Below are 20,689 nucleotides of genomic sequence, written 5' to 3'. Positions count from 1 at the left end.
CCGTCAATCTTGAAGTTATCCTTACTGTTTGCCTCAGCCCGCCTCGGCCACGTCCATCGCCCGGTAGATCCGCTGCTCCGAGATCGGGTACGGCGTACCGAGCGCCTGGGCGAAGACGTTCACCCGGAGTTCCTCGATCATCCAGCGGATCTGCCGTACCGCGTCGTCGCCCCGGCGGGCCGGCGGCAGCGCGTCGACCATCTCCCGGTATTCCTGCTGCACCTGGGCGATCCGGGCCTGCTGGTCGCGGTCCCGCTGCGGGTTCTGCGGCAGCCGGTCGAGACGGCGTTCGATCGCGGTCAGATAGCGCGGCAGGTCGGCCAGCCGGGCGTACCCGGTCTCGGTGACGAAGCCCCGGTGCACCAGCCCGGAGAGCTGGGCGCGGATGTCGGCCAGCGCCGCCACCATCGTCAGGTTGTTGGTCCGGGCCAGCCGCTGCTCCACGGCGTAGGCGGTGGCCAGCACCCGGCGCACCCGGTCGACGGCCTCGACGGTGGTGTCGACCAGCTCCGCGCGGACCCGGTCGCGCAGCGCGGCGAAACCCTCGGCGTCCCAGGCCGGTCCGCCGGCATCGGCGATCAGCTTGTCCACCGCCGCGTCGGCGGCGTCGTCGAGCAGGTCCTGCACGTTGCGGTGCGGGTTGCGGCTCAGCGCCAGCTTCGCCTCGTTGGAGAGCCGCCCGGAGACGAACTTCTGCGGCGAGCCGAGGGTCAGCCGGAGCAGCCGTCGGGTACCGGCCCACATCTGGCGACTCTGCTCGGCCTCGGTCTCGAAGACCCGTACCCCGACGCTGTCGCCCTCGTCGGTCAGCGCCGGATAAGCGGTGACCAGGTAGCCGGCCCGGTCCTGCTCGATCGAGCGCGGCAGCGTGCCGATGCTCCACTCCCGCAGGCCCGACCGTTCGACGTCCGGCGCGGCGGCGGCCACCATCCGGCGTACCTGGGTGGTGAGCTGCCGTTGCAGCGCCGGCAGGTCCTTGCCCTCGGCGACGGTCTGCCGCTCCTCGCCGACCACCCGGAAGGTGGGGCGCAGGTGTGCCGGCAGCCGGTCGGTGTCCCAGGCGTCGCGCGGCACGGTCACCCCGGTCATCCGGCGCAGCTCCCGGGTCAGCGCGTCGAGCAGCGGCTCCCGGCCGGGTGTGATCGTGGCCAGCACGGCCCGGGCGTAGTCCGGCACCGGGACGAAGTTCCGGCGTACGGCCTTCGGCAGCGACCGGATCAGCGCCACCACAAGCTCCTCGCGCACCCCCGGTACCAGCCAGTCGAAGCTCTCCGCGTCGACCTGGTTGAGCATCGGCAGCGGGATGTCCACCGTCACCCCGTCCGTCTCCGTCCCCGGCTCGAACCGGTACGTCAACGGCAGCGCCACCCCGTCCGAGTGCCACTCGTCCGGGTAGTCCGCCGCGTCGACCCCGCCCCGGCCCTCGTTGACCAGCATCTGCCGATCGAAGGTGAGCAGGTCGGGCCGGTCCCGGCGGGTCTTCTTCCACCAGGCGTCGAAGTGCCGGCCGGAGACCACCTCGGCGGGGATGCGCTGGTCGTAGAAGGCGTAGAGCGTCTCGTCGTCGACCAGGATGTCCCGGCGCCTGGCCCGGTGCTCCAACTCCTCGACCTCGTCGAGCAGGGCCCGGTTGTCGTGGAAGAACCGGTGGTGGGTCTGCCAGTCCCCCTCCACCAGCGCGTGCCGGATGAACAGTTCCCGGCTCAACGCCGGGTCGATCCGGCCGAAGTTGACTTTCCGGCTGCTGACCAGCGGGATGCCGTAGAGGGTGACCTTCTCGAAGGCCATCACCGCAGCCTGCTTCTTCTCCCAGTGCGGCTCGCTGTAGCTGCGCTTCACCAGGTGTTGGGCGAGCGCCTCGACCCACTCCGGCTCGATCCGGGCGGCGACCCGGCCCCAGAGCCGGGACGTCTCGACCAGCTCGGCGGCCATCACCCAGCGCGGCGGCTTGCGGAACAGCGCCGAGCCGGGGAAGAGGCCGAACTTGGCCCCCCGGGCGCCCAGGTACTCGTTCTTCTGCGCCTCCTTCAGCCCGACGTGCGAGAGCAGCCCGGCGAGCAGCGACTGGTGGATCCGGTCGCTGTCGAACCCGTCCGGCGTGGGGTCACCGGCGCTGCCGGTCGCGGTCGGCGTACCCGGTCCGGTCCCGGCGCTGTCGGTCCCGGCGCGGCCGCCGGTCGCGGCACCGTCGGTGGTCGCGCCGGTACCGCGTCCGCCCCGCCCCGGGCGCCCGTCGGGCGGCCCGCCGCCGGTGGTCCGCAATACCTGGCGGAGCTGGGAGTGGATGTCCTGCCACTCCCGGACCCGCAGGTAGTTGAGGTATTCGGCCTTGCACATCCGGCGGAACCCGCTGGAGGACAGGGCGCGCTGCTGATCCTGCAGATATCGCCAGAGGTTGAGCAGGGCGGCGAAGTCCGACTCCTTGTCGGTGAACCGCGCGTGCGCCTGGTCGGCCTGGGCCTGCTTGTCGGCCGGCCGCTCCCGGGGATCCTGGATGGAGAGCGCGGCCGCGATCACCGACACCTCGGTGGCGCAGCCGTTGCGCTCGCCCTCCAGCACCATCCGCGCCAGCCGGGGGTCGACCGGGAGCTGCGCCAGCCGGCGGCCCAGCGGGGTGAGCCGGTGCCCGGTCTCCTCGCCGGTCTCCTCCAGCGCGCCCAGCTCGCGCAGCAGGTTGACCCCGTCGGCGATGTTGCGCTTGTCCGGCGGGTCGATGAACGGGAACGCGGCGATGTCGCCCAGCCCGATCGCGGTCATCTGGAGGATGACCGAGGCGAGATTGGTACGCAGGATCTCCGGGTCGGTGAACTCGGGCCGGGACAGGAAGTCCGGCTCGTCGTAGAGCCGGATGCAGATCCCGTCCGAGGTACGCCCGCACCGCCCCTTGCGCTGGTTGGCCGACGCCTGGGAGACCGGCTCGATCGGCAACCGCTGCACCTTGAGCCGGTGGCTGTACCGGGAGATTCTGGCCGTGCCCGGATCCACCACGTACTTGATGCCGGGGACCGTGAGCGAGGTCTCGGCGACGTTGGTGGCCAGTACGACCCGGCGGCCCCGGTGCGGCTGGAAGACCCGGTGCTGCTCGGCGGTGGAGAGTCGGGCGAAGAGCGGCAGGATCTCGGTGTCCCGCAGGGCGGGGCGATTCTGCACCAGTTTGCCCAGCGCGTCGGCGGTGTCCCGGATCTCCCGTTCGCCGCTGAGGAAGACCAGGACGTCCCCGGGCCCCTCGGCGACCAACTCCTGCACCGCGTCGCCGATCGCCTGGATCTGGTCCCGTACGGTGTCCCCGTCGTCGTCCGGGTCCTCGCTGTCGCCCAGCTCGACCAGCGGCCGGTAGCGGGTCTCGACCGGATAGGTCCGGCCGGAGACCTCCAGCACCGGCGCCGGCTCGCCGCCCGCGGCGAAGTGCCGGGCGAACCGCTCCGGGTCGATGGTCGCCGAGGTGATGATCACCTTCAGGTCGGGCCGGCGCGGCAGGAGTTGCCGGAGGTAGCCGAGGATGAAGTCGATGTTGAGGCTGCGCTCGTGCGCCTCGTCGATGATCAGCGTGTCGTACTGCCGGAGCATCCGGTCCTGCTGGAGCTCCGCGAGCAGGATGCCGTCGGTCATCAGCTTGACCAGGGTGCCGTCGCCGACCTGGTCGGTGAAGCGGACCTTGTAGCCGACCACCCCACCCAGCTCGGTGCCGAGCTCGTCGGCGATCCGGTCCGCCACGGTACGCGCGGCCAGCCGGCGGGGCTGGGTGTGCCCGATCAGCCCCCGGACGCCCCGACCGAGTTCCAGGCAGATCTTGGGTAGCTGGGTGGTCTTGCCGGAGCCGGTCTCGCCGGCCACGATCACCACCTGGTGGTCCCGGATCGCGGCGAGCAGGTCGTCCTTGCGGTCGCTGACCGGCAGCCCGGCCGGATAGGTGATCACCGGTACGGCGGCCCGGCGGCGGGCGAGCCGCTGCTCCGCGGTACCGATCTCGGCGGCGATCTCGGCGGTGGCCGCCTGCCGCCGCCCGAGATCACGGATCTTGGCCAGCCCCTCCATCCGGCGCTGGATACGGCGCTGGTCGCGGAACATCAACTCCGGCAGCCGGGCCCGGAGCGCGGGAAGGTCGGCGGCGGGTACGGCAGGGGCGGGCGGTGGCGTCTGCATGTCGTCGCCAAGAATAGGCAGGCCCGGGCGGCGACCGCCCGTGAGTTACCGACCTTCCGGCGCGGGCTGCCCGGGTTGCAGCCGGGCCGGCGGGGGGCGGCCGGTGCCCCAGCGCGACGGCAGCCGGTACGTCCAGCCCGGGCGCCACTCGAACGGCGCGGCGACCAGGTCGGCGAGGGCAGCACCGTGCAGCAGGTGGTCGAGGGCCCACCGGTTCGCCGAGTGCGCCACGATCAACACCCGGGACCCGTCCCAGGCGGCGGCCAGGTCCCGGAGGAAGTTCCGGGTCTGCTCCACCACCTGCCGGTAGCTCTGCCCGCCCGGAAAGGGCTCGTCCAGGTGCCGGACGCGCAGCGGGGCAAGCTCGGCCACCGGGCGGCCGGTCAGGTCGCCGTAGTCGCACTCGCGGAGCCGGGTGTCCTGGTGCACCGGCAGCTTCCGGAAGGGGAACGCGATCTCGACGGTCTCCACCGCGCGGGCCAGGTCGGAGCAGAAGACGACGCGCAGCCCGTCGTCGCGGCGCCGCTCACCCAGCTCCCGGGCGCCGCGCCGGCCGTACTCGGAAAGTTGGCCGGGCTGCCAGCCGGTGGCCAGCCCGGCCTCGTTGTCGGTGGTCATCGCGTGCGTCTCGTAGACGATGTCGACCGCCATACCCCCACCCTGCCATCCGGGTGGGCAGGTGACCGCGCTAGTCGGAAATCCGGCGGTCGGACCGGATATGGCGGACCGCCCGTTGCCATATAGGAGAAATATAGTCGCGGCTCACAGACTCGGGACAGTACCGCGATCCGATGGTGCCGCCAGACGGCGGAGGCGGCAAACGGTATCGGGCTATGAGGCGCACGGCGCCGCCAGCCAGAGGTAGCCATCGAGATATTCACTCAACCGATCCGTTTCTGGAGGCGACATGACCAGCACGACCCCGACCACCAGCACCGACATCGACCGCGAGCAGGTCAAGGAGATCGTCTGCGAGATTCTGGAAATCGACGCGGACGAGGTCACCGAGACCAGTCTCTTCAAAGAGGACCACGGTGCGGACTCGCTGCTGGCGATCGAAATTCTTGCGGCGCTGGAGCGGAATCTGCACGTCACCATCGACCAGGCGGAACTGAGCCGAATGGTGAATCTCCAGGGCGTTTACGCCGTCGTCGGCGAGGCGTCGAACGCCTGAGCGCGTCGCGCGGACGGCGGAGTCGGGTCGGAAGACTACAGGTGAGTGAGGCGCGATGATGAGCGTTCTGCCAGGCGATGCTCGATCGCCCCGCCGGGTGGTCGTCACCGGGCTCGGCGTGGTGACCAGCATCGGAATCGGGGTCGAGGAGTTTCTCGCCGGGCTGCGGGCCGGTCGGAGCGGGGTCAAGCCGATCACCGCGTTCGACACGACCGGGTTCGCACACGCCAACGGGTGCGAGATCACCGACTTCGACCCGGCCCGCTGGCTGCACCACGTCGACCCGGCGCAGCTCGGCCGGGCGAGCCAGCTCTCGGCCGCCGCCGCCGGCATGGCGGTCGCGGACGCGGGCATGTCCGTCGAGGCGCTGCGGTCCCGCCGCGCGCTGGTGTCGGTGGGGACCACGGACGGTGAATCCCACGACCTCGACCAACTGGTCGGGGTACAGGTCGACCGGGGTGCCGAGCACTTCGACCCGGTCGTGGCGCGTCGGGTCCCCGCCGGCCGCCTCTCGTCGAGCATCGTCGCCGAACTCGGGCTGACCGACGTCGAGGCGGTGACGATCCCGACCGCCTGCGCGGCTGGCAACTACGCGGTCGGGTACGGCTTCGACGCGATCCGCAGCGGCGACGTGGAGGTGGCCCTCTGCGGCGGCGCCGACGCGCTGTGCCGGAAGACCTTCACCGGCTTCTACCGGCTCGGCACCATCGCCCCGGAGGCGTGCCAGCCGTTCGACCGCAACCGCAAGGGCATCCTCACCGGTGAGGGCGCCGGCATCCTGCTGATGGAGAGCCTCGACTCGGCGCGGGCCCGGGGCGCCCGGATCTACGCGGAGGTGCTCGGCTACGGACTCAACTGCGACGCGTACCACCCGGTCGCGCCGGACCGGAACAGCATCGCCCGCTGCATCGAGCTGGCCCACCGCAACGCCGGGGTGAAGCCGGGCGACATCGACTTCATCTCCGCGCACGGCACCGGGACCAAGGCGAACGACGTGACCGAGGCCGGCGCCATCCGGCAGGTCTTCGGGCAGCGCCCGCCGCGTACCGTCTCGATCAAGGGGATGATCGGGCACACCATGGGGGCGGCGAGCGCCCTCGCCTCGGCGGCCTGCGCCCTGGCCATCACCCACCGGTTCATCCCGCCGACCGTCAACCACGTCGAGACCGACCCCGAGTGCGGGCTCGACTGTGTACCGAACGTGGCCCAGGACGCCGACCTGCGGGTGGTGCAGAACAACGCGCTCGCCTTCGGCGGCAACAACGCGGTGCTGATCCTCGGCAGGTACGACGAGGTGACGCCATGACCGCGCTGGTGGTGGGGATGGGTGCGGTGGCCAGCATCGGCGGCAACACCGTCGAGTTCTTCGACTCGCTCTGCGCCGGCTACAGCGGGCTGGCCGAACTGCGCGGCTTCGACCGCAGCCGGTACCGGGCACAGCACGCGTACGAGATCGACGACCGGCCGGGGCCGGGCTGCGACGAGACCCTGCGGGCCAGCCGGTGGCTGGAGCAGGCGGTCGCCGCCGCGCTGGCCGACGCCGGCCTCGACGACGACCTCGGCGACACGCCGGTGCTGATCGGCACCACGCTGCGCGAACTGCGGTCGGTCGAGCTGAGCTGGCGGGACGGCGTCCCGTTCGACGTGCGCGACCTGCACTTCGGCAGCGCGCTGCGAAAGCGGTTCGGCGCCACCAACACGCACACGGTGGCGAACGCCTGCTCGGCCTCGCTCTACGCCCTCGGCCTCGGCATGGACCTGCTGGCGCTCGGCGCCGCCGACACCGTCGTGGTAGCCGGGGTCGACACCATCACCGAGAGCACCTACGGGCTGCTGGACCGCTGCTACCCGGAGGCGCCCGCGCAGGTGCGGCCGTTCGACCGGGACCGCCGGGGCATGCTCCAGGGCGAGGGCGCGGTCGCCGTGGTGCTGCGCCGGGAGGCGGACGGCCCCGGCGCCGGGCACCGGCACGCCCGGGTCCGGGGCGTGGCGATGAACTGCGACGCCTACCACCCGTCGGCGCCGGACGCCAAGAACATCGCGCTGGTCACCCGGGAGGCGCACCGCCGGGCCGGGGTGGAGCCGGCCGAGGTCGACCTGCTGATGCTGCACGGCACCGGGACGGCGCTGAACGACGAGGCCGAGGCGCAGGCCGTCCGGGAGGTCTTCTCCGGGGTGGCGCCCTCGCCGTACATGACCGCGATCAAGTCGATGACCGGGCACACCGCCGGCGCCTCCGGGCTGCACAGCCTGGTGGTGGCGGTCGAGGCGCTGCGCTCCGGGGTGGTGCCGCCGATCCTCGGCCTGGACAACCCGATCGACGAGGTCGACGGCTTCCGACTGGTACGCGAGCACGCCGAGCTGGCCACCCTGCGGGTCGCCCAGGTGGACTCGTTCGGCTTCGGCGGGCTGAACGCCGTCGCGATCGTGGAGAAGGTGTCCTGATGGCTCCGGTCGACGTGGTGGTCAGCGGGGTGGGCGTGGCGGTCTCCGGGATCGCCGGCCCCGACGACCTACTCCGGCGTACCCCGGCCGGTGCCGACGGGGACGACCCGACCCGCCGGCTCACCGGCAAGGGGCTGCGCTACAAGGACCGGGCCACCCGGCTCGCGCTCTGCGCCGGCCGGGACGCGCTGGCCGATGCCGGACTGCTCGGCGACCCGGGCCTGACCGTCCCCGGCGAGACCGTCGGCGTGGTGGTCAGCTCCAACTACGGCAACGTCGACACGGTCTGCGACACGGTGTCGACCATCGCCGAGGAGACGTACGTCGGGCTGAGCCCGATGGCCCTGCCGGCCACCGCCAGCAACGTGATCGCGTCCTGGCTGGCGATCTGGTTCCGGCTGCGCGGCGCCAACCTGACCATGTGCAACGGCCTGACCTCCGGGCTGGACGCGGTCAACTGGGGCCGGCTGCTGGTGCTGGCCGGCCGGGTGGACCGGGTGCTGGTGGTCGGGGTCGAGCCGGCGAACGCGCCGGTACGGCACCTGGTCAGTGGCGGTCGCAGCAACGGCGAGGACGACCTGCGGCTCTTCGACGGTGCCGCCGCGCTGGTGCTGGAGTCGGCGGCGGCGGTGCGGGACCGGGGCGTCGAGGCGCTCGCCGAACTCGGCCCGTACGCCCGCAAGGCGGACCAGCCGGCGGCGGTGGCGGCGATCCGGCGTACCGACCCGCGACCGGTGGACATGTGGTTCGGCGCCGGGGCGGGTGGACCGGCCGGAATGACCGAGCAGACCAGCCACGACCTGACCGCGTACCACGGGCACTGCTCCGGGGCGCTCGGCGTGCTCCAGTGCGTCGCCGGCACCGCGTGGCTGAACGGGCACGACCGGGGTGCCGTACTGGCCACCGCCGACGGCGAGGGCTCGGACGCGGCGGCGGCGCTGCTGCTGACCGCCGGCGGAGGCCGGTGATGAGCATCTCCGCGCCGCCGAGGACGGACCGTGCCGTGTCGCCCGGGACGGGCGTACCGGTCCGGTGCCGCCGGCCCGGTGCCGGCGTGCGGCCGGTGCGCACCCTGCTGCTGCACGGCCTGGGCAGCAGCCGGGGCATCTGGGACCGCTTCGAGTCGCGGGCACCGGCGTGGCTGGAGCTGTGGGACGCCGAGCTGCCCTGGGCGAGCGTCGGCGACACCGGCTGGAGCCACCAGGCCGACGCCACCGGCTGGGCGGCGCAGGCGCTGGCCGGCGTCCCCGGCGGCGCCGACCTGGTGGTCGCGCACTCGTTCGCCGCGAACACCCTGCTGGAGCTGCTTGGCCGGGCCGGCGCGGCGACGGAGCCGGAGACCGCCCGGCCGGCGATGGCGATGGCTCCGGCGGCCACGGCGGCGGTGCCGCTGCCCCGGGCGGTGGTGCTGGTCTCGCCGTTCTACCGGCCGGCCGCCGACGACTTCGACTGGGCGGCGATCGACTTCTATCTCAACCACTTCCACCGGATCCTCGAAGAGGGGATCCGGGTCAGTGCCCCGGCCGGGCTGCCCGCCGAGGTACGTGCCGCGATGGGCGAGCGGGTCCGGGAGCGGATCGGCCCGTACGGCTGGATGCGCTTCTTCGACGCGTACCTGCGTACCCCGTTCCTGCCCGTCGCCGACCTGGCGCTGCCGCTGCTGGTGATCGCCGGCGACGGCGACTTCGCCGCCCGGCCCGGTGACGGGCGGGCGCTGGCCGACGCCGCACCCGCCGGCCGGTACGCGCTGCTCACCGACTGCGGCCACTTCGCGATGGCCGAGCACCCTGACCGGTTCGCCGCCCTGGTGGCGGACTTCGCCCACCCGCTGTCGCCCCCCGACGCAATCTGCGGAACCGATCCTCGACACACACACCTGGAGCGCACGTGAACTCGACGACCCTGGCACCGCGTCCCGTCTCCGAACCAGCCGTGGACGGCGTGACCCGTGTGGAGCTGCGGCCCCGGTACGAGGGGTCCAACATCTGCACCTGGATCGGCTTCAAGCACGTCAACTACCTGGTGGAGGAGGCCGTCCTCGACCACCTGCGGCAGCGCGGCTTCGCCCCGGGCGGGCTCTACGAGCGGCACGGCCTCTGCGTCGACATCGTCGACATCGACAGCCGGATCACCCACGCCTTCCACATCGACGACGTGGCGACGGCCGAGGTCCGGCCGCTGCCCGGGGAGGCGCTCGCCTTCGGGGTGGAGATCTCGGTCAACGGCACCCCGCCGATCAAGGCGGTCAGCGCCAAGGTCCGGGTGGAGCTGCGTCTCGACCCGCACGGGCACCCGGCGGAGCCGGCGCCGGCCGAGCTGGCCCCGTACACGGTGGCGCGGCTGGGCCAGGCGCCGGTCAAGGTGACCCGTCCGGCCGCCGCCGGCCCGGCGCCCGAGGGCGACCTGCTGGCCGCGCTCACCGCCGGCCGCAACGCGTACGCCTGGAAGTGGCGGATCCCGTACTTCTACTGCCACTTCACCGAGCGGATGCAGATGTCCGGCTACCTGCGGCAGATGGAGGAGGTCGTCGACCTCTTCCTGGCCGACCGGGGCGTCTCGATCAAGCGGCTGCTGGACGAGCAGGACTGGATCCCGGTGGTGCCGCACTCCCGAATCACGCTGCTGGACGAGGCGCGGATGGAGGAGGACCTCTACACCGTCTTCACCGTCGAGAACGTCTTCAAGCGGCTCACCTACACCTCGCGGATGGACTGCTACGTGCTCCGCGACGGCATCCTGGTGCCGACCGCGACGGGGAAGATCACCCACGGGTACGCGGTGATCGAGAACCGCCGCGACTGGAGCCTGGTGGACTTCGACGACCGTCTCGCCAGCGCGCTGGAAGGCACGCCGGCTGCTCCGAGTACGCGTCGATGACCGGCGTCGCCATCACCGGCCTCGGTGTCGTCACGTGCCACGGCAGTGGTACGCGCGCCCTCTGGGACGCGATGATGGCGGCACCGGTTACCGACCCGGGTCCCGTGCCGGACCCGTACGCGAACATGGACGTGCCGGTGGTGCAGGGCGTCCCCGACGCCGACCTGCCGGCGCAGTCGCAGGCGCTCGCCCGGACGTCCCGGCTGGCGCTGAACGCGGTCGACGAGGCCATCGCCGACGCCGGCCTGCCGCTGGGCGGGCCGGCGACGGCGGGGTCCCGGATCGGCCTGGCCCTGGGCACCTGCATGGGTGACGCGAGCCTGCACGAGCAGTGGCGGGCGGACGGCGGCAAGCCGGGCGCCCGCTTCACCTCGGAGCTCGGCGTCGCCTCGGAGATCGCCGACCGGCTCGGCCCGTTGACCGTCGCCACCACGATCAGCAACGCCTGCGCGGCCGGCGGGTTCGCCCTCGGCGCCGCGGCCGACCTGGTCCGCTCCGGCGAGGCGGACGTGGTGCTGGCGGTCGGTGCGGACGCGTACAGCCGGGTGATGCTGGCCTGCTTCAACCGGATGGGCGCGGTGGACCCGCTCCGGTGCCGCCCGTTCGACCTGCACCGCCGGGGTACGTCGTTCGGCGAGGCCGCCGGCGCCCTGGTGGTCGAGTCGGAGGAGCACGCCCGGGCCCGGGGCGCGACCGTGCACGCCGTGGTGGAGGGCTCCGGCTGGACCTGCGACGCCTACCACCTGACCGCGCCGGAGCCGGAGGGCACCCAGATCATCCGGGCGATGCGGGCCGCGTTGGCGGAGACCGGTGCCGACTGGGACCGGATCGGCTGCGTCCTGCCGCACGGCACCGGTACCCAGCTCAACGACGTGGTGGAGAGCCGGGCGCTCAACGAGGTGCTCGGCGCCGACGTGCCGCTCTACAGCCTCAAGGCACTGATCGGGCACACCGGTGGGGCGGCGGCCGCGGTCGCCGCGGTGGCGGCGGCGCTGATCCTGCGGCACCGGACCGTGCCGCCGAACGTGCCGATCGCCGAGCAGGACCCGGAGTGCCGGGTCTGGCTGCCGCAGGGCCTGGTCACCCCGCTCCGGTCCGACCGGATCATGGTCAACGGGTACGCCTTCGGCGGCAACAACGTGTCGCTGGTGCTCGCGGGGGCCGGCGGATGAGCCGGGACGGTGTCGGGGTGGTCGACCACGCGCCGGGGCCGCTGCCGTCGGTCGGGCGGGTGGCGGGCCGCATGCCGCCCGCCGGCCAGGTCGTGGTCACCGGGATCGGCGTCTGTGCGCCGCCGGTGGACCGGCCGGCGGCCGACGGGGCCTGGTTCGACGTCCGTACCCAGCTCGGCCGGCGCGGTTACAAGTACCTGCCGGCCGCCTGCCAGTACCTGCTGGTGGCCGGGCGGCACGCCCTCGACGACGCCGGCGACTGCCTCGACGGCGCCGCCGAGCAGGACCGGGGCGTGGTGGTCGGCACCAACAACGGGGTGGCGGCACTGCACGACGAGCAGGACCGCACCGTGATCGCCGAGCACGCCAGCGAGCTGAGCCCGGTCACCGCGCCGTACGGCGCGGTCAACGTGCTGACCAGCCGGCTGTCGATGGAGCACGGCTTCACGGGGATCAGCCTGACCCTGATCTCGCCGCTGGTCGCCGGCCTGGAGTCGGTGCAGGTCGGCGCGCGGGCCTTCGCGGCCGGCCGCGCCACCCTGCTGCTCGCCGGGGCGATGGAGCAGGCGGTGCCGGCGCCCGAGGTGGCGGCGCCGGAGGAGGGCGCGGTGGTGCTGGTGCTGGAGCCGCCGGAGCAGGCGGAGGCGCGCGGCGCCGCCGGCTACGGCCGGTGTGCGGTCCGCACCCTGCTGCTGCCGCCGCACGGGCTCGCCGCCGGGGTGGCCCGGCAGCGGGCCGTGGCCGTGGTCCGGGAGGCGGCGCTGAGCCTCGGTGCCGACCAGGTCCCGGTCTACGCGCTGCTGGACGACTCGGCGGTCAGCGAGCTGGTGGCCGGGGCGGTGCCGGCCGCCGTCGGCCCGGTGCGGGACGCCGGCCCGCCCACCGCCGGCAGCCTCACCCCGATGCTCCGGCTGGCCGACCGGCTGCGTGCCGCCGACGGGGACAGCCTGCTGGTCACGGCGGCCGGCACCGGAAACGTGGCGATGGTCCGGATCTGGCGGACGGCCGGATCGACGAGAAGGAGCGCGGGATGCTGATTCCCCTGGAAGGCACGTGGAGTCTGCTGCTGGGCGCGTCCAGCGGCATGGGGCGGGCGACCGCGCTGGCACTGGCCCGGGAGGGCGGCAACGTCATCGGGGTGCACCTGGACATGGGCGAGCGGGCCCAGGCGGCCAAGGCCCTCGAAGCGGAGCTGCGCGGGTACGGCGTACAGGCGCACTTCTTCAACATCAACGCGTCCAGTCGGTCCGCCCGGGCGCAACTGCTGCCCACCATCGCCGAGCTGACCGGCCCGCGCGGGCTGCACGTCGTACTGCACTCGCTGGCGTTCGGCTCGCTGCTGCCGTACCTGCCGCGCGCCGGCTGGGACAAGACGCTGGGCCAGCGGCAGATGGAGATGACCGTCGACGTGATGGCGCACAGCCTCGTCTACTGGGTGCAGGAGCTGATGGCGGCGAAACTGCTGCACCGGGGCGCCAAGGTGTACGCGATGACCAGCTCCGGCGCTACCTCGGTGATGCCGAGCTACGGTGCGGTGTCGGCCGCCAAGTGCGCGCTGGAGTCGCACGTCCGGCAGCTCGCCTGCGAACTCGCCCGGTACGGCGTCGCCGTGAACGCGCTCTGCGCCGGGGTCACCGTCACGCCGGCGCTGGAGCGGATCCCGGAGCACACCCAGTTCGTCGCCCAGGCCGCCGCCACCAACCCGCACGGCCGGCTCACCCGGCCGGAGGACGTGGCCGAGGCGATCCTGCTGCTGTCCCGCACCGACTCGTCCTGGATCACCGGCAACACGATCGGGGTCGACGGGGCCGAGAACATCGCCGGAATTCCGGCCTGGAGTCCCCGGCACGCCGAGGCGGTCAAGCCGGACGTGACATCCGAGCCGGACGTGACATCCGAGCCGAACGGAACGGCCGAGCCGAACGGGACGCCGGTCGCGACGCCGGCCGCGGTCTGAGGGGAGAAGGACTGATGACCGTCACCACCATCGCCGCGGACGAGCTGGTGCTCTCCGGCTGGTCGGCCGCGTCGGCGTTCGGGCTCGGTGCCGACCGGTTCACCGCCGGCCTGCGGGCCGGGACCGGTGCGGTGACCGCGCTGGACCGGGACGTCTGGCCCGGGCCGTACGACCGGGCCGGGCTGATCCCCGGCTTCGACGTCGCCGAGGTGCTCGGCAAGAAGGGCACCCGGTCGATGGACCGGGCCACCGGGATCGCCGTCGCCACCGTCGGGATGCTGCTCGACCGGTACGGCCGGGAGCGGCTGGGCGAGCCCGAGCGGCTCGGCCTGGTGCTGGGCACCAACTCCGGCAGCGTGCAGAGCATCATGGACTTCACCCGGGAGTCGCTGACCGGGGCGAAGCCGTTCCACGTCGACCCGGCGCGCTTCCCGAACACGGTGATGAACCGCGCCGCCGGGCAGAGCGCGATCTGGTACGGGCTGAAGGGCCCGAACACCACCATCGCGGGCGGCTCGCTGACCGGCCTGCTGGCGCTGAACTACGCCGTACGGCTGCATCGGTGCGGGCACAGCGAACCGGTGCTGTGCGGCGCGGTCGAGGAGTACTCGGTGCAGCGCGGCTGGCTGGAGTGGCACGCCCGGTCCCGGGACGGCGCCGCCCCGGCCGACGGCACGACGCCGCTCGGCGAGGGGTGCGCGATCTTCCTGCTCGAGTCGTACTCGAGTGCGGTCCGGCAGCAGCGCCGGCCGCTGGCGGCGGTCCGGGGCTCCCGGTTCCTCGCCTTCGCGGACCCGTCGGCGGTCCGCACGGTGCTGGCCCGTGCGGTCGCGGAGGCGCTCGCCGGAGCCGGCCTGAGCCCCGCCGACGTGACCGTGCTGGCCGCCTCGGACAGCGGCGACGAGTTCGGCGCGCAGGAGGAGGCCGCCCTGGCCGACGTGCTGGGTGCGACCCGGCCGACCCGGGTGCACTGCCGCACCCTGCTCGGCGACACCTCGGCGGCGTCGTCGGCGTTCCAGCTCGCCGGTGCGCTCGCCGAGCTTACCGACCGCCCCGACGGCATCGCGCTGGTGACCGGGGTGGACCGGGACGGCCAGGTCGGCGCCACCCTGCTCGGCGCGGTGGGCTGAGCCGTGGGTGCCTCCACACTGGACCTGATCAACGGGCTGCCGGCCGGCGTGTGGCGGCCGTGCCCGCGCTGCGCGGCGCTGCTGCACCGGGACCGGCTGGCCCGGGCCCTGCACACCTGCCCGGAGTGCGGCCACCATCTGCCGCTGCGCGCCGAGGACCGGATCGCGCTGCTGGTCGATCCGGACAGTTTCGTGGAGCACGACGCCGACCTCGCCGCCGCCGACCCGCTGGAGTTCACCGACCGGATGCCGTACCCCCAGCGGCTGGCCCGGGCCCGGGCCAGGACCGGCCGGGCCGACGGCGCGGTGCTGGGGCTGGCGACCATCGGCGGCCACCGGGTCGCGCTGGTCGTGCTCGACTTCGCCTTCCTCGGCGGCAGCATGGGCTCGGTGGTCGGCGAGAAGGTCGCCCGGGCCGCGGAGACCGCCCTGGACCACGGGGTGCCGCTGGTCGCGGTGAGCGCCTCCGGCGGCGCCCGGATGCAGGAGGGCGTGCTCTCCCTGTTGCAGATGGCAAAGACCGCCGCCGCGATCCGGCTGCTCCGGGACGCCGGGGTGCCGTATGTCAGCGTGCTCACCGACCCGGTCTACGGCGGGGTGGCCGCCTCCTTCGCCAGCCTCGGCGACGTGATCATCGCCGAGGAGGGGACCCGGGCCGGGTTCGCCGGGCCCCGGGTGATCGAGCAGACGATCCGGCAGCCGCTGCCGGCGGGCTTCCAGACCGCCCGCTTCCTGCACGAGCACGGCCACGTCGACCTGGTGGTACGCCGGCAGGAGCTGCGCGGGGTACTGGCCCGGCTGGTCGGCTTCTGCGCGGCGGCCGGCACCTCCGCCGGGAGCCCGGTCGCGGTCGCCGGTCGCCGGCCGTCCCGTGCCCCCGGGCACGACGACCGGCCCGAGCGGTCGGTGGACGCCTGGACGGCGGTGGGCCGGGCCCGGGCCGCCGATCGCCCGACGGTGCGGCAGCACATCGACCGGATCTTCGGCGACTTCGTCGAACTGCACGGCGACCGCTGGGAACGGGACGACTCGGCGATCGTCGGCGGGCTGGCCCGGCTGGACGGTACCCCGGTGGTGGTGGTCGGGCACGCCAAGGGCCGGGACACCAAGGAGAACGTGGCGAACAACTTCGGCATGCCACACCCGGCGGGCTACCGCAAGGTGATGCGGCTGTTCGAGCTGGCGCAGCGCTGGGGCGTACCGGTGGTGACCCTGGTGGACACCCCGGGGGCGTACCCGGGACTGGCCGCCGAGGAGGGCAACCAGAGCGGCGCGATCGCCGAGACCCTGGCCCTGGCGGCCGGACTGCGTACCCCGGTGGTCGCCGTGATCACCGGCGAGGGCGGCAGCGGTGGCGCGCTGGCGCTGGCGGTCGCGGACCGGCTGCTGATCCAGGAGAACGGTGTCTTCTCGGTGATCAGCCCGGAGGGCTGCGCCGCGATCCTGTTCGGCGACGCCGGGCAGGCCCCGGTGGCCGCCCGCGCGCTGCGGCTGCGCGCCGAGGACCTCGGCCGGCTCGGTGTGGTCGACGAGATCCTGCCGGAGCCGCCCGGTGACCCGGACCGGGCCGCCGGACTCGTCGCCGAGGCGGTGGGCCGGCTGCTGCGCCAGCTCGCCGGGGTCCCGGTCGAGGAACTGCTGGCCGCCCGCTACCGCCGGCTGCGCGGATACGGCGTGCTGGCCCCGGTCGGCGCCGCCACCGGCAGCCCGGTGACGGAACCCTGGAAGGAAGGCGCGCATGTCTGAGAAGGTCCGCGAACCGGCCGCCGTCCGGGCGGCCGACGGCGCGGCGCAGGAGCCGGTGGCGGCCAACGACACGCCGTCGCCGCCGGAGGGCGGCAACGGCACCCGGCAGGGGACGGCCTCGAACGGCGCCCGGCCGGTGGGGGCCGACGGCACCGGGCCGGCGATCGCGAACGGCACCGGAGCGTACGGCGTCGAGCCGGCGGGGCCGACCGATGCCGCGCCGACCGACACCGCGCTGCGCAGCGCGGTACGGGCCGCCGCCGAGGTGGCCGAACTGGTCCGCGACCCGGCGATCCGGCGGGTCCGGGTGACGGTGGCCGACGTCCGAATCGAGGTCGAGGGGGCCGAGGGAGGCCGGGAGGCGGTCGTCACCGTCACCGGCGAGGCGGCGTCGGCGCCCGGTGCGGCGCTGACCGGCGTGCCCGGCCCGGCCGTGGCGACGGTACCGGGTGCGGCCGTGGCCGCCGTTGCCGCGGCGGTCGCCCCGCCGGCCGGCACCGTGCCGGTGACCGCGCCGCTGATGGGGGTCTTCTACCGCCGCCCCGGCCCGGACCAGCCGCCCTTCGCCGAGGTCGGCCAGCGGGTCGAGGCCGGCGACCAGGTCGCGATCGTGGAGGCGATGAAGATGATGAACCCGGTCCTCACCGATCGGGGCGGGATCGTCCGGGCCGTGCACGTCACCGACGGCGAGGTCGTCGAGTACGAGCAGCCGCTGCTCAGCATCGAGCCGGGCTGAGGCGGGCGGACATGGTCAACCGGGTACTCATCTGCAACCGGGGCGAGATCGCCGTCCGGATCATCCGCGCCTGCCGCGACCTCGGACTGGAGAGCGTGCAGGTCTACTCCTCCGCCGACCGGGACAGCCTGGCGGTGCAGCTCGCCGACCAGGCCGTGCACATCGGACCGGGCCCGGTCGCCCGCAGCTACACCAACATCCCGGCCATCCTCTACGCCGCCGCCAAGTCCGGCGCCGACGCGGTGCACCCGGGCTGCGGCTTCGTCTCCGAGGACCCGGTCTTCGCCGCCTCCTGCCGGGGCGTCGGGCTCACCTTCGTCGGCCCGGCCGCCGAGCACATCGCGTTGATGGGCGACAAGGTGGCGGCCCGGGCGGCGATGCGGGCCGCCGGAGTGCCGGTACTGCCGGGCTCGGACGGCACCGTCGACTCCCTCGGCGACGCGGTGACGGTGGCCGGCGAGATCGGCTTCCCACTGATCATCAAGGCGGTGGCCGGTGGCGGCGGCCGGGGCATCGCGGTGGTGCACCAGGCCGAGGACCTGCCGCTGGCGTACGAGACGACCCGGGCCACCGCGCGGACCCTCTTCGCCGACGACCGGGTCTACCTGGAGCGCTACCTGCCGGCCGCCCGGCACATCGAGGTGCAGGTGCTGGCCGACGGGCACGGCACCGTGCTGCACCTCGGCGAGCGGGACTGCTCGGTCCAGCGCCGGCACCAGAAGCTGGTCGAGGAGTCCCCGTCCCCGGCGCTCGATCCGGAACTGCGGCAGCGCCTCTGCGCGGCGGCGGTGGCCGGCGCCCGGGACATCGGCTACGTCAGCGCCGGCACCTTCGAGTTCCTGGTCGCGCCGGACGGTGCGGCGTACTTCATGGAGATGAACACCCGGCTCCAGGTCGAGCACCCGATCACCGAGGTACGCACCGGGATCGACATCGTCGGCTGGATGATCCGGATCGCCGCCGGGGAACGACTGGACCTGACCCAGTCCGACGTCCGGTTCGAGGGGCACTCGATCGAGGCGCGGATCAACGCCGAGGACGTCGACCGGGACTGGGCCGGTTCGACCGGCCGGGTGCACGGGCTGCGGATGCCGGCCGGCCCCGGCGTACGGGTGGACAGCCATCTCTACGACGGCTACGTCGTACCGCCGTTCTACGACTCGCTGCTGGCCAAGGTCGTCACGTACGGCGCCACCCGAGACGAGGCGCTGCGCCGGCTGGACCGGGCGCTGGCCGAGTACCGGTCGGCGGGGGTGACCACCAACGTCGACTTCCACCGCCGGCTGCTGCGCCATCCCGGCTTCCGCTCCGGCGACTACCAGCTCGGCGTCGTCGAGTCCGTGCTCGCCGAGCCGTCCCCGGGCGACGTCGCCCGGGGGGAGGACCACGAGATCCACACCGAAAGGACGGAAAGTCATGTCTGACCAGCTCACCACGGGGCTCGACAAGGAAGACCTCCGGCAGCTCATCGCCGACACCATCGACGTCGACCTCTCCGAGGTCACCGACGACGCGCACTTCGTCAACGACCTGGAGGTGGACTCCCTGATGGCCCTGGAGATCACCGTCCGGCTGGAGAAGCGGTACGGCATCAAGATGGAGGAGAGCGAGCTGATCGCCGTCAGCACGCTGGACAGCACCTACCAGCTCCTCGACGGCAAGCTGCGGGGCGGGTCGTGACGCCCCGCTGCGCACCCCTGTCCGACCAGGTCGAGTTGGTCGAGGCCGACGAGACCTCGGCGGTGTCGACCGCGAAGGTGGATCCCGGTGACCCGGTCTTCGCCGGGCACTTCCCGGGCTTTCCGGTGCTGCCCGGGGTGTACCTGGTCGAACTGGTCGGCCAGACCGTACGGGCGGCGCTGGGCGAGCGCTACCGCCCCGAGCTGGCCGCGATGGACCGGTGCCGCTTCCTCAGCCCGGTCGCCCCGGGCGACGAACTGCGGATCGAGGCGACGCTGTCCTGGTCCGGACCGGAACTGCGCTGCTCAGCCAAGATCAATACAGGTAGCGGTCCGGCCGCCGAACTGCGCCTGCGCTACCGACCAGAGGAGAACCGATGATCGGGGTTGCCGGGATCAGGAAAGTGATACCCCAGCGGTATCCGATCCTGCTGCTCGACCGGGTGGTCGAGCTGGTACCGGGTGAACGGTTGGCCGCACTCAAGGCGGTGAGCTGTAGCGAGGCCTGCTACGAACAGCTCGACGAGACCTCCGCGGACCGCGACTACGCGTACCCGGCGACGCTGATCGTCGAGTCGTGGGCCCAGGCGGCGGTGCTGCTCGCGAGCTGGGAGACCCCCAACCCGGACGTGCTGGCCGGGCTGGTGGTGCTGGCCGGGTCCATCAGCAACGTCACCTTCGGCAACCCGGTCTACCCCGGTGACGTCCTCGAACACCGGGTCCGGCTGGTCAAGGTCGTCGGCGAGACGAGGATCCTCGAGGGCGAGACCGTGGTCGGGGGCGAGACGGTGATGCGGCTCGGCCAGTTCGTCCAGACCCTGCGCCCGCTGGACGCGTTGCGCCCGGCGGCCCTGACCCCGGCCGGCGTGTGAGGAGCGACATGACCGACAACGGACGACGGGTCGCGCTGGTCAGCGGCGGATCCAGGGGCATCGGCCGGGCGGTGGTGAGCCGGCTGGCCGCCGACGGTTTCGACGTGGCCTTCTGCTTCCAGGCCAACGCGGAGGCGGCGGAACTGGCGGCCAAGGCCGCCCGCGAGGCGGGGGCCCGGGTGCTGGCCCGGCAGGTCGACGTGGTGGACCTGGCGCAGGTACGCGACTTCGTCGCCGCCACCGAGGACGAGCTGGGCCCGATCGACGCCGTGGTGACCGTCGCCGGAGTGACCCGGGACCGGCCGCTGGTGCTGATGGGTGACGACGACTGGCACGCCGTGCTGCGGACCAACCTGGACGGCACCTACACGGTGTGCCGGTCCGCGGTCTTCGCGATGATGAAGCGGAGGCGCGGCTCGGTGGTGACGCTCTCCTCGGTGGCCGGGGTGGCCGGCAACGCCGGGCAGACCAACTACTCGGCGTCCAAGGCCGGGATCATCGGCTTCACCAAGGCACTGGCCAAGGAGATGGGCCGGTACGGCATCCGGGCCAACGTCGTCGCCCCCGGCTTCATCGAGACCGACATGACCGCAGGGCTCTCCCCGGCGGTCACCAAGGAGATGCTGGGCCGGATCCCGCTGGGCCGGTTCGGCCGGGCGGAGGAGACCGCCGACCTGGTCGGCTTCCTCGTCTCGGACCGGGCCTCCTACGTCACCGGCCAGGTCTTCCAAGTCGACGGCGGCATCGCGCTGTAGCGC

General features: G+C 73.3%; 19 protein-coding genes. 17 read left to right on the top strand and 2 right to left on the bottom strand.

Annotated features, from left to right (window positions below; translation table 11 throughout):
- Nucleotides 1–33: 33 nt before the first annotated feature.
- Together hrpA and ACQEVC_RS39625 are read right to left on the bottom strand one after the other, a co-directional pair.
- Entirely contained in the window at nucleotides 34–4,143 is a 4,110-nt protein-coding gene (gene hrpA, locus ACQEVC_RS39630; RefSeq protein ID WP_432888705.1) for an ATP-dependent RNA helicase HrpA, read from the bottom strand.
- A gap of 45 nt (nucleotides 4,144–4,188) precedes the next feature.
- Nucleotides 4,189–4,794 carry a histidine phosphatase family protein gene (locus ACQEVC_RS39625; protein ID WP_432888703.1) on the bottom strand — a complete coding sequence of 202 codons (606 nt, stop codon included), beginning with the start codon at nucleotides 4,792–4,794 and terminating at the stop codon, nucleotides 4,189–4,191.
- Between the two features lie 256 nt (nucleotides 4,795–5,050).
- On the opposite strand from ACQEVC_RS39625, the gene ACQEVC_RS39620 reads away from it, so the two are divergent.
- From ACQEVC_RS39620 to fabG, 17 genes are read left to right on the top strand one after another with little or no spacing between them, the layout of a single operon-like run.
- On the top strand, nucleotides 5,051–5,317 hold the full coding sequence (locus ACQEVC_RS39620; RefSeq protein WP_203870081.1) for an acyl carrier protein: 267 nt from the start codon (nucleotides 5,051–5,053) through the stop codon (nucleotides 5,315–5,317).
- A 58-nt stretch (nucleotides 5,318–5,375) separates the two neighbouring features.
- Entirely contained in the window at nucleotides 5,376–6,623 is a 1,248-nt protein-coding gene (locus tag ACQEVC_RS39615) for a beta-ketoacyl-[acyl-carrier-protein] synthase family protein (RefSeq protein WP_432888702.1), read from the top strand.
- On the top strand, nucleotides 6,620–7,762 hold the full coding sequence (locus ACQEVC_RS39610) for a beta-ketoacyl-[acyl-carrier-protein] synthase family protein (RefSeq protein WP_432888700.1): 1,143 nt from the start codon (nucleotides 6,620–6,622) through the stop codon (nucleotides 7,760–7,762). The genes ACQEVC_RS39615 and ACQEVC_RS39610 overlap by 4 nt, the downstream gene beginning before the upstream one ends.
- Entirely contained in the window at nucleotides 7,762–8,730 is a 969-nt protein-coding gene (locus ACQEVC_RS39605; RefSeq protein WP_432888698.1) for a beta-ketoacyl synthase N-terminal-like domain-containing protein, read from the top strand. The genes ACQEVC_RS39610 and ACQEVC_RS39605 overlap by 1 nt, the downstream gene beginning before the upstream one ends.
- Nucleotides 8,730–9,653 (top strand): alpha/beta fold hydrolase, encoded by a 924-nt coding sequence (locus ACQEVC_RS39600; RefSeq protein ID WP_432888696.1) that lies wholly within the window; start codon nucleotides 8,730–8,732, stop codon nucleotides 9,651–9,653. Before ACQEVC_RS39605 ends, ACQEVC_RS39600 begins: the two co-directional genes overlap by 1 nt.
- A complete protein-coding gene (locus ACQEVC_RS39595) occupies nucleotides 9,650–10,639 on the top strand; it encodes a thioesterase (protein WP_432888694.1) in 990 nt (329 codons plus the stop codon). Before ACQEVC_RS39600 ends, ACQEVC_RS39595 begins: the two co-directional genes overlap by 4 nt.
- Nucleotides 10,636–11,811 (top strand): beta-ketoacyl-[acyl-carrier-protein] synthase family protein, encoded by a 1,176-nt coding sequence (locus tag ACQEVC_RS39590; protein WP_432888692.1) that lies wholly within the window; start codon nucleotides 10,636–10,638, stop codon nucleotides 11,809–11,811. Before ACQEVC_RS39595 ends, ACQEVC_RS39590 begins: the two co-directional genes overlap by 4 nt.
- On the top strand, nucleotides 11,808–12,848 hold the full coding sequence (locus ACQEVC_RS39585; protein ID WP_432888690.1) for a beta-ketoacyl synthase N-terminal-like domain-containing protein: 1,041 nt from the start codon (nucleotides 11,808–11,810) through the stop codon (nucleotides 12,846–12,848). The genes ACQEVC_RS39590 and ACQEVC_RS39585 overlap by 4 nt, the downstream gene beginning before the upstream one ends.
- Nucleotides 12,842–13,768 carry an SDR family oxidoreductase gene (locus tag ACQEVC_RS39580; RefSeq protein ID WP_432888688.1) on the top strand — a complete coding sequence of 309 codons (927 nt, stop codon included), beginning with the start codon at nucleotides 12,842–12,844 and terminating at the stop codon, nucleotides 13,766–13,768. Before ACQEVC_RS39585 ends, ACQEVC_RS39580 begins: the two co-directional genes overlap by 7 nt.
- Before the next feature lie 14 nt (nucleotides 13,769–13,782).
- Entirely contained in the window at nucleotides 13,783–14,898 is a 1,116-nt protein-coding gene (locus ACQEVC_RS39575; protein ID WP_432888686.1) for a beta-ketoacyl synthase N-terminal-like domain-containing protein, read from the top strand.
- A gap of 3 nt (nucleotides 14,899–14,901) precedes the next feature.
- Nucleotides 14,902–16,644: an acetyl-CoA carboxylase, carboxyltransferase subunit beta gene (accD, locus tag ACQEVC_RS39570; protein ID WP_432888684.1), complete on the top strand. Its 1,743-nt coding sequence runs from the start codon at nucleotides 14,902–14,904 to the stop codon at nucleotides 16,642–16,644.
- Entirely contained in the window at nucleotides 16,637–17,380 is a 744-nt protein-coding gene (locus ACQEVC_RS39565; protein WP_432888682.1) for an acetyl-CoA carboxylase biotin carboxyl carrier protein, read from the top strand. Before accD ends, ACQEVC_RS39565 begins: the two co-directional genes overlap by 8 nt.
- Nucleotides 17,381–17,391: 11 nt before the next feature.
- Nucleotides 17,392–18,804, top strand: coding sequence for an acetyl-CoA carboxylase biotin carboxylase subunit (locus ACQEVC_RS39560; protein ID WP_432888680.1), 1,413 nt, complete (start codon nucleotides 17,392–17,394; stop codon nucleotides 18,802–18,804).
- Nucleotides 18,797–19,060, top strand: a complete 264-nt coding sequence (locus ACQEVC_RS39555; protein ID WP_318401217.1) for an acyl carrier protein — start codon at nucleotides 18,797–18,799, stop codon at nucleotides 19,058–19,060. Before ACQEVC_RS39560 ends, ACQEVC_RS39555 begins: the two co-directional genes overlap by 8 nt.
- Entirely contained in the window at nucleotides 19,057–19,440 is a 384-nt protein-coding gene (locus ACQEVC_RS39550) for a 3-hydroxyacyl-ACP dehydratase FabZ family protein (RefSeq protein WP_318401219.1), read from the top strand. Before ACQEVC_RS39555 ends, ACQEVC_RS39550 begins: the two co-directional genes overlap by 4 nt.
- Nucleotides 19,437–19,931, top strand: a complete 495-nt coding sequence (locus ACQEVC_RS39545) for a 3-hydroxyacyl-ACP dehydratase FabZ family protein (RefSeq protein ID WP_432888677.1) — start codon at nucleotides 19,437–19,439, stop codon at nucleotides 19,929–19,931. Before ACQEVC_RS39550 ends, ACQEVC_RS39545 begins: the two co-directional genes overlap by 4 nt.
- Before the next feature lie 8 nt (nucleotides 19,932–19,939).
- Nucleotides 19,940–20,686, top strand: coding sequence for a 3-oxoacyl-[acyl-carrier-protein] reductase (gene fabG, locus ACQEVC_RS39540; RefSeq protein ID WP_432888675.1), 747 nt, complete (start codon nucleotides 19,940–19,942; stop codon nucleotides 20,684–20,686).
- Nucleotides 20,687–20,689: the final 3 nt, after the last annotated feature.

Origin of the sequence: Plantactinospora sp. CA-294935 (assembly GCF_050936445.1) — a bacterium.
Lineage (GTDB): Bacteria > Actinomycetota > Actinomycetes > Mycobacteriales > Micromonosporaceae > Plantactinospora.
The sequence above is the reverse complement of the archived record's forward strand: the minus strand, read 5'-3'. Positions and strand labels throughout refer to the sequence as shown.

Coding starts and splice junctions, on each gene's coding strand:
- ACQEVC_RS39575 (WP_432888686.1), top strand. CDS start 13,783: ATGACCGTCACCACCATCGCCGCGGACGAGCTGGTGCTCTCCGGCTGG.
- ACQEVC_RS39565 (WP_432888682.1), top strand. CDS start 16,637: ATGTCTGAGAAGGTCCGCGAACCGGCCGCCGTCCGGGCGGCCGACGGC.
- ACQEVC_RS39610 (WP_432888700.1), top strand. CDS start 6,620: ATGACCGCGCTGGTGGTGGGGATGGGTGCGGTGGCCAGCATCGGCGGC.
- fabG (WP_432888675.1), top strand. CDS start 19,940: ATGACCGACAACGGACGACGGGTCGCGCTGGTCAGCGGCGGATCCAGG.
- ACQEVC_RS39590 (WP_432888692.1), top strand. CDS start 10,636: ATGACCGGCGTCGCCATCACCGGCCTCGGTGTCGTCACGTGCCACGGC.
- ACQEVC_RS39555 (WP_318401217.1), top strand. CDS start 18,797: ATGTCTGACCAGCTCACCACGGGGCTCGACAAGGAAGACCTCCGGCAG.
- ACQEVC_RS39605 (WP_432888698.1), top strand. CDS start 7,762: ATGGCTCCGGTCGACGTGGTGGTCAGCGGGGTGGGCGTGGCGGTCTCC.
- ACQEVC_RS39585 (WP_432888690.1), top strand. CDS start 11,808: ATGAGCCGGGACGGTGTCGGGGTGGTCGACCACGCGCCGGGGCCGCTG.
- ACQEVC_RS39625 (WP_432888703.1), bottom strand. CDS start 4,794: ATGGCGGTCGACATCGTCTACGAGACGCACGCGATGACCACCGACAAC.
- ACQEVC_RS39580 (WP_432888688.1), top strand. CDS start 12,842: ATGCTGATTCCCCTGGAAGGCACGTGGAGTCTGCTGCTGGGCGCGTCC.
- ACQEVC_RS39615 (WP_432888702.1), top strand. CDS start 5,376: ATGAGCGTTCTGCCAGGCGATGCTCGATCGCCCCGCCGGGTGGTCGTC.
- hrpA (WP_432888705.1), bottom strand. CDS start 4,143: ATGCAGACGCCACCGCCCGCCCCTGCCGTACCCGCCGCCGACCTTCCC.
- ACQEVC_RS39620 (WP_203870081.1), top strand. CDS start 5,051: ATGACCAGCACGACCCCGACCACCAGCACCGACATCGACCGCGAGCAG.
- ACQEVC_RS39560 (WP_432888680.1), top strand. CDS start 17,392: ATGGTCAACCGGGTACTCATCTGCAACCGGGGCGAGATCGCCGTCCGG.
- ACQEVC_RS39545 (WP_432888677.1), top strand. CDS start 19,437: ATGATCGGGGTTGCCGGGATCAGGAAAGTGATACCCCAGCGGTATCCG.
- ACQEVC_RS39600 (WP_432888696.1), top strand. CDS start 8,730: ATGAGCATCTCCGCGCCGCCGAGGACGGACCGTGCCGTGTCGCCCGGG.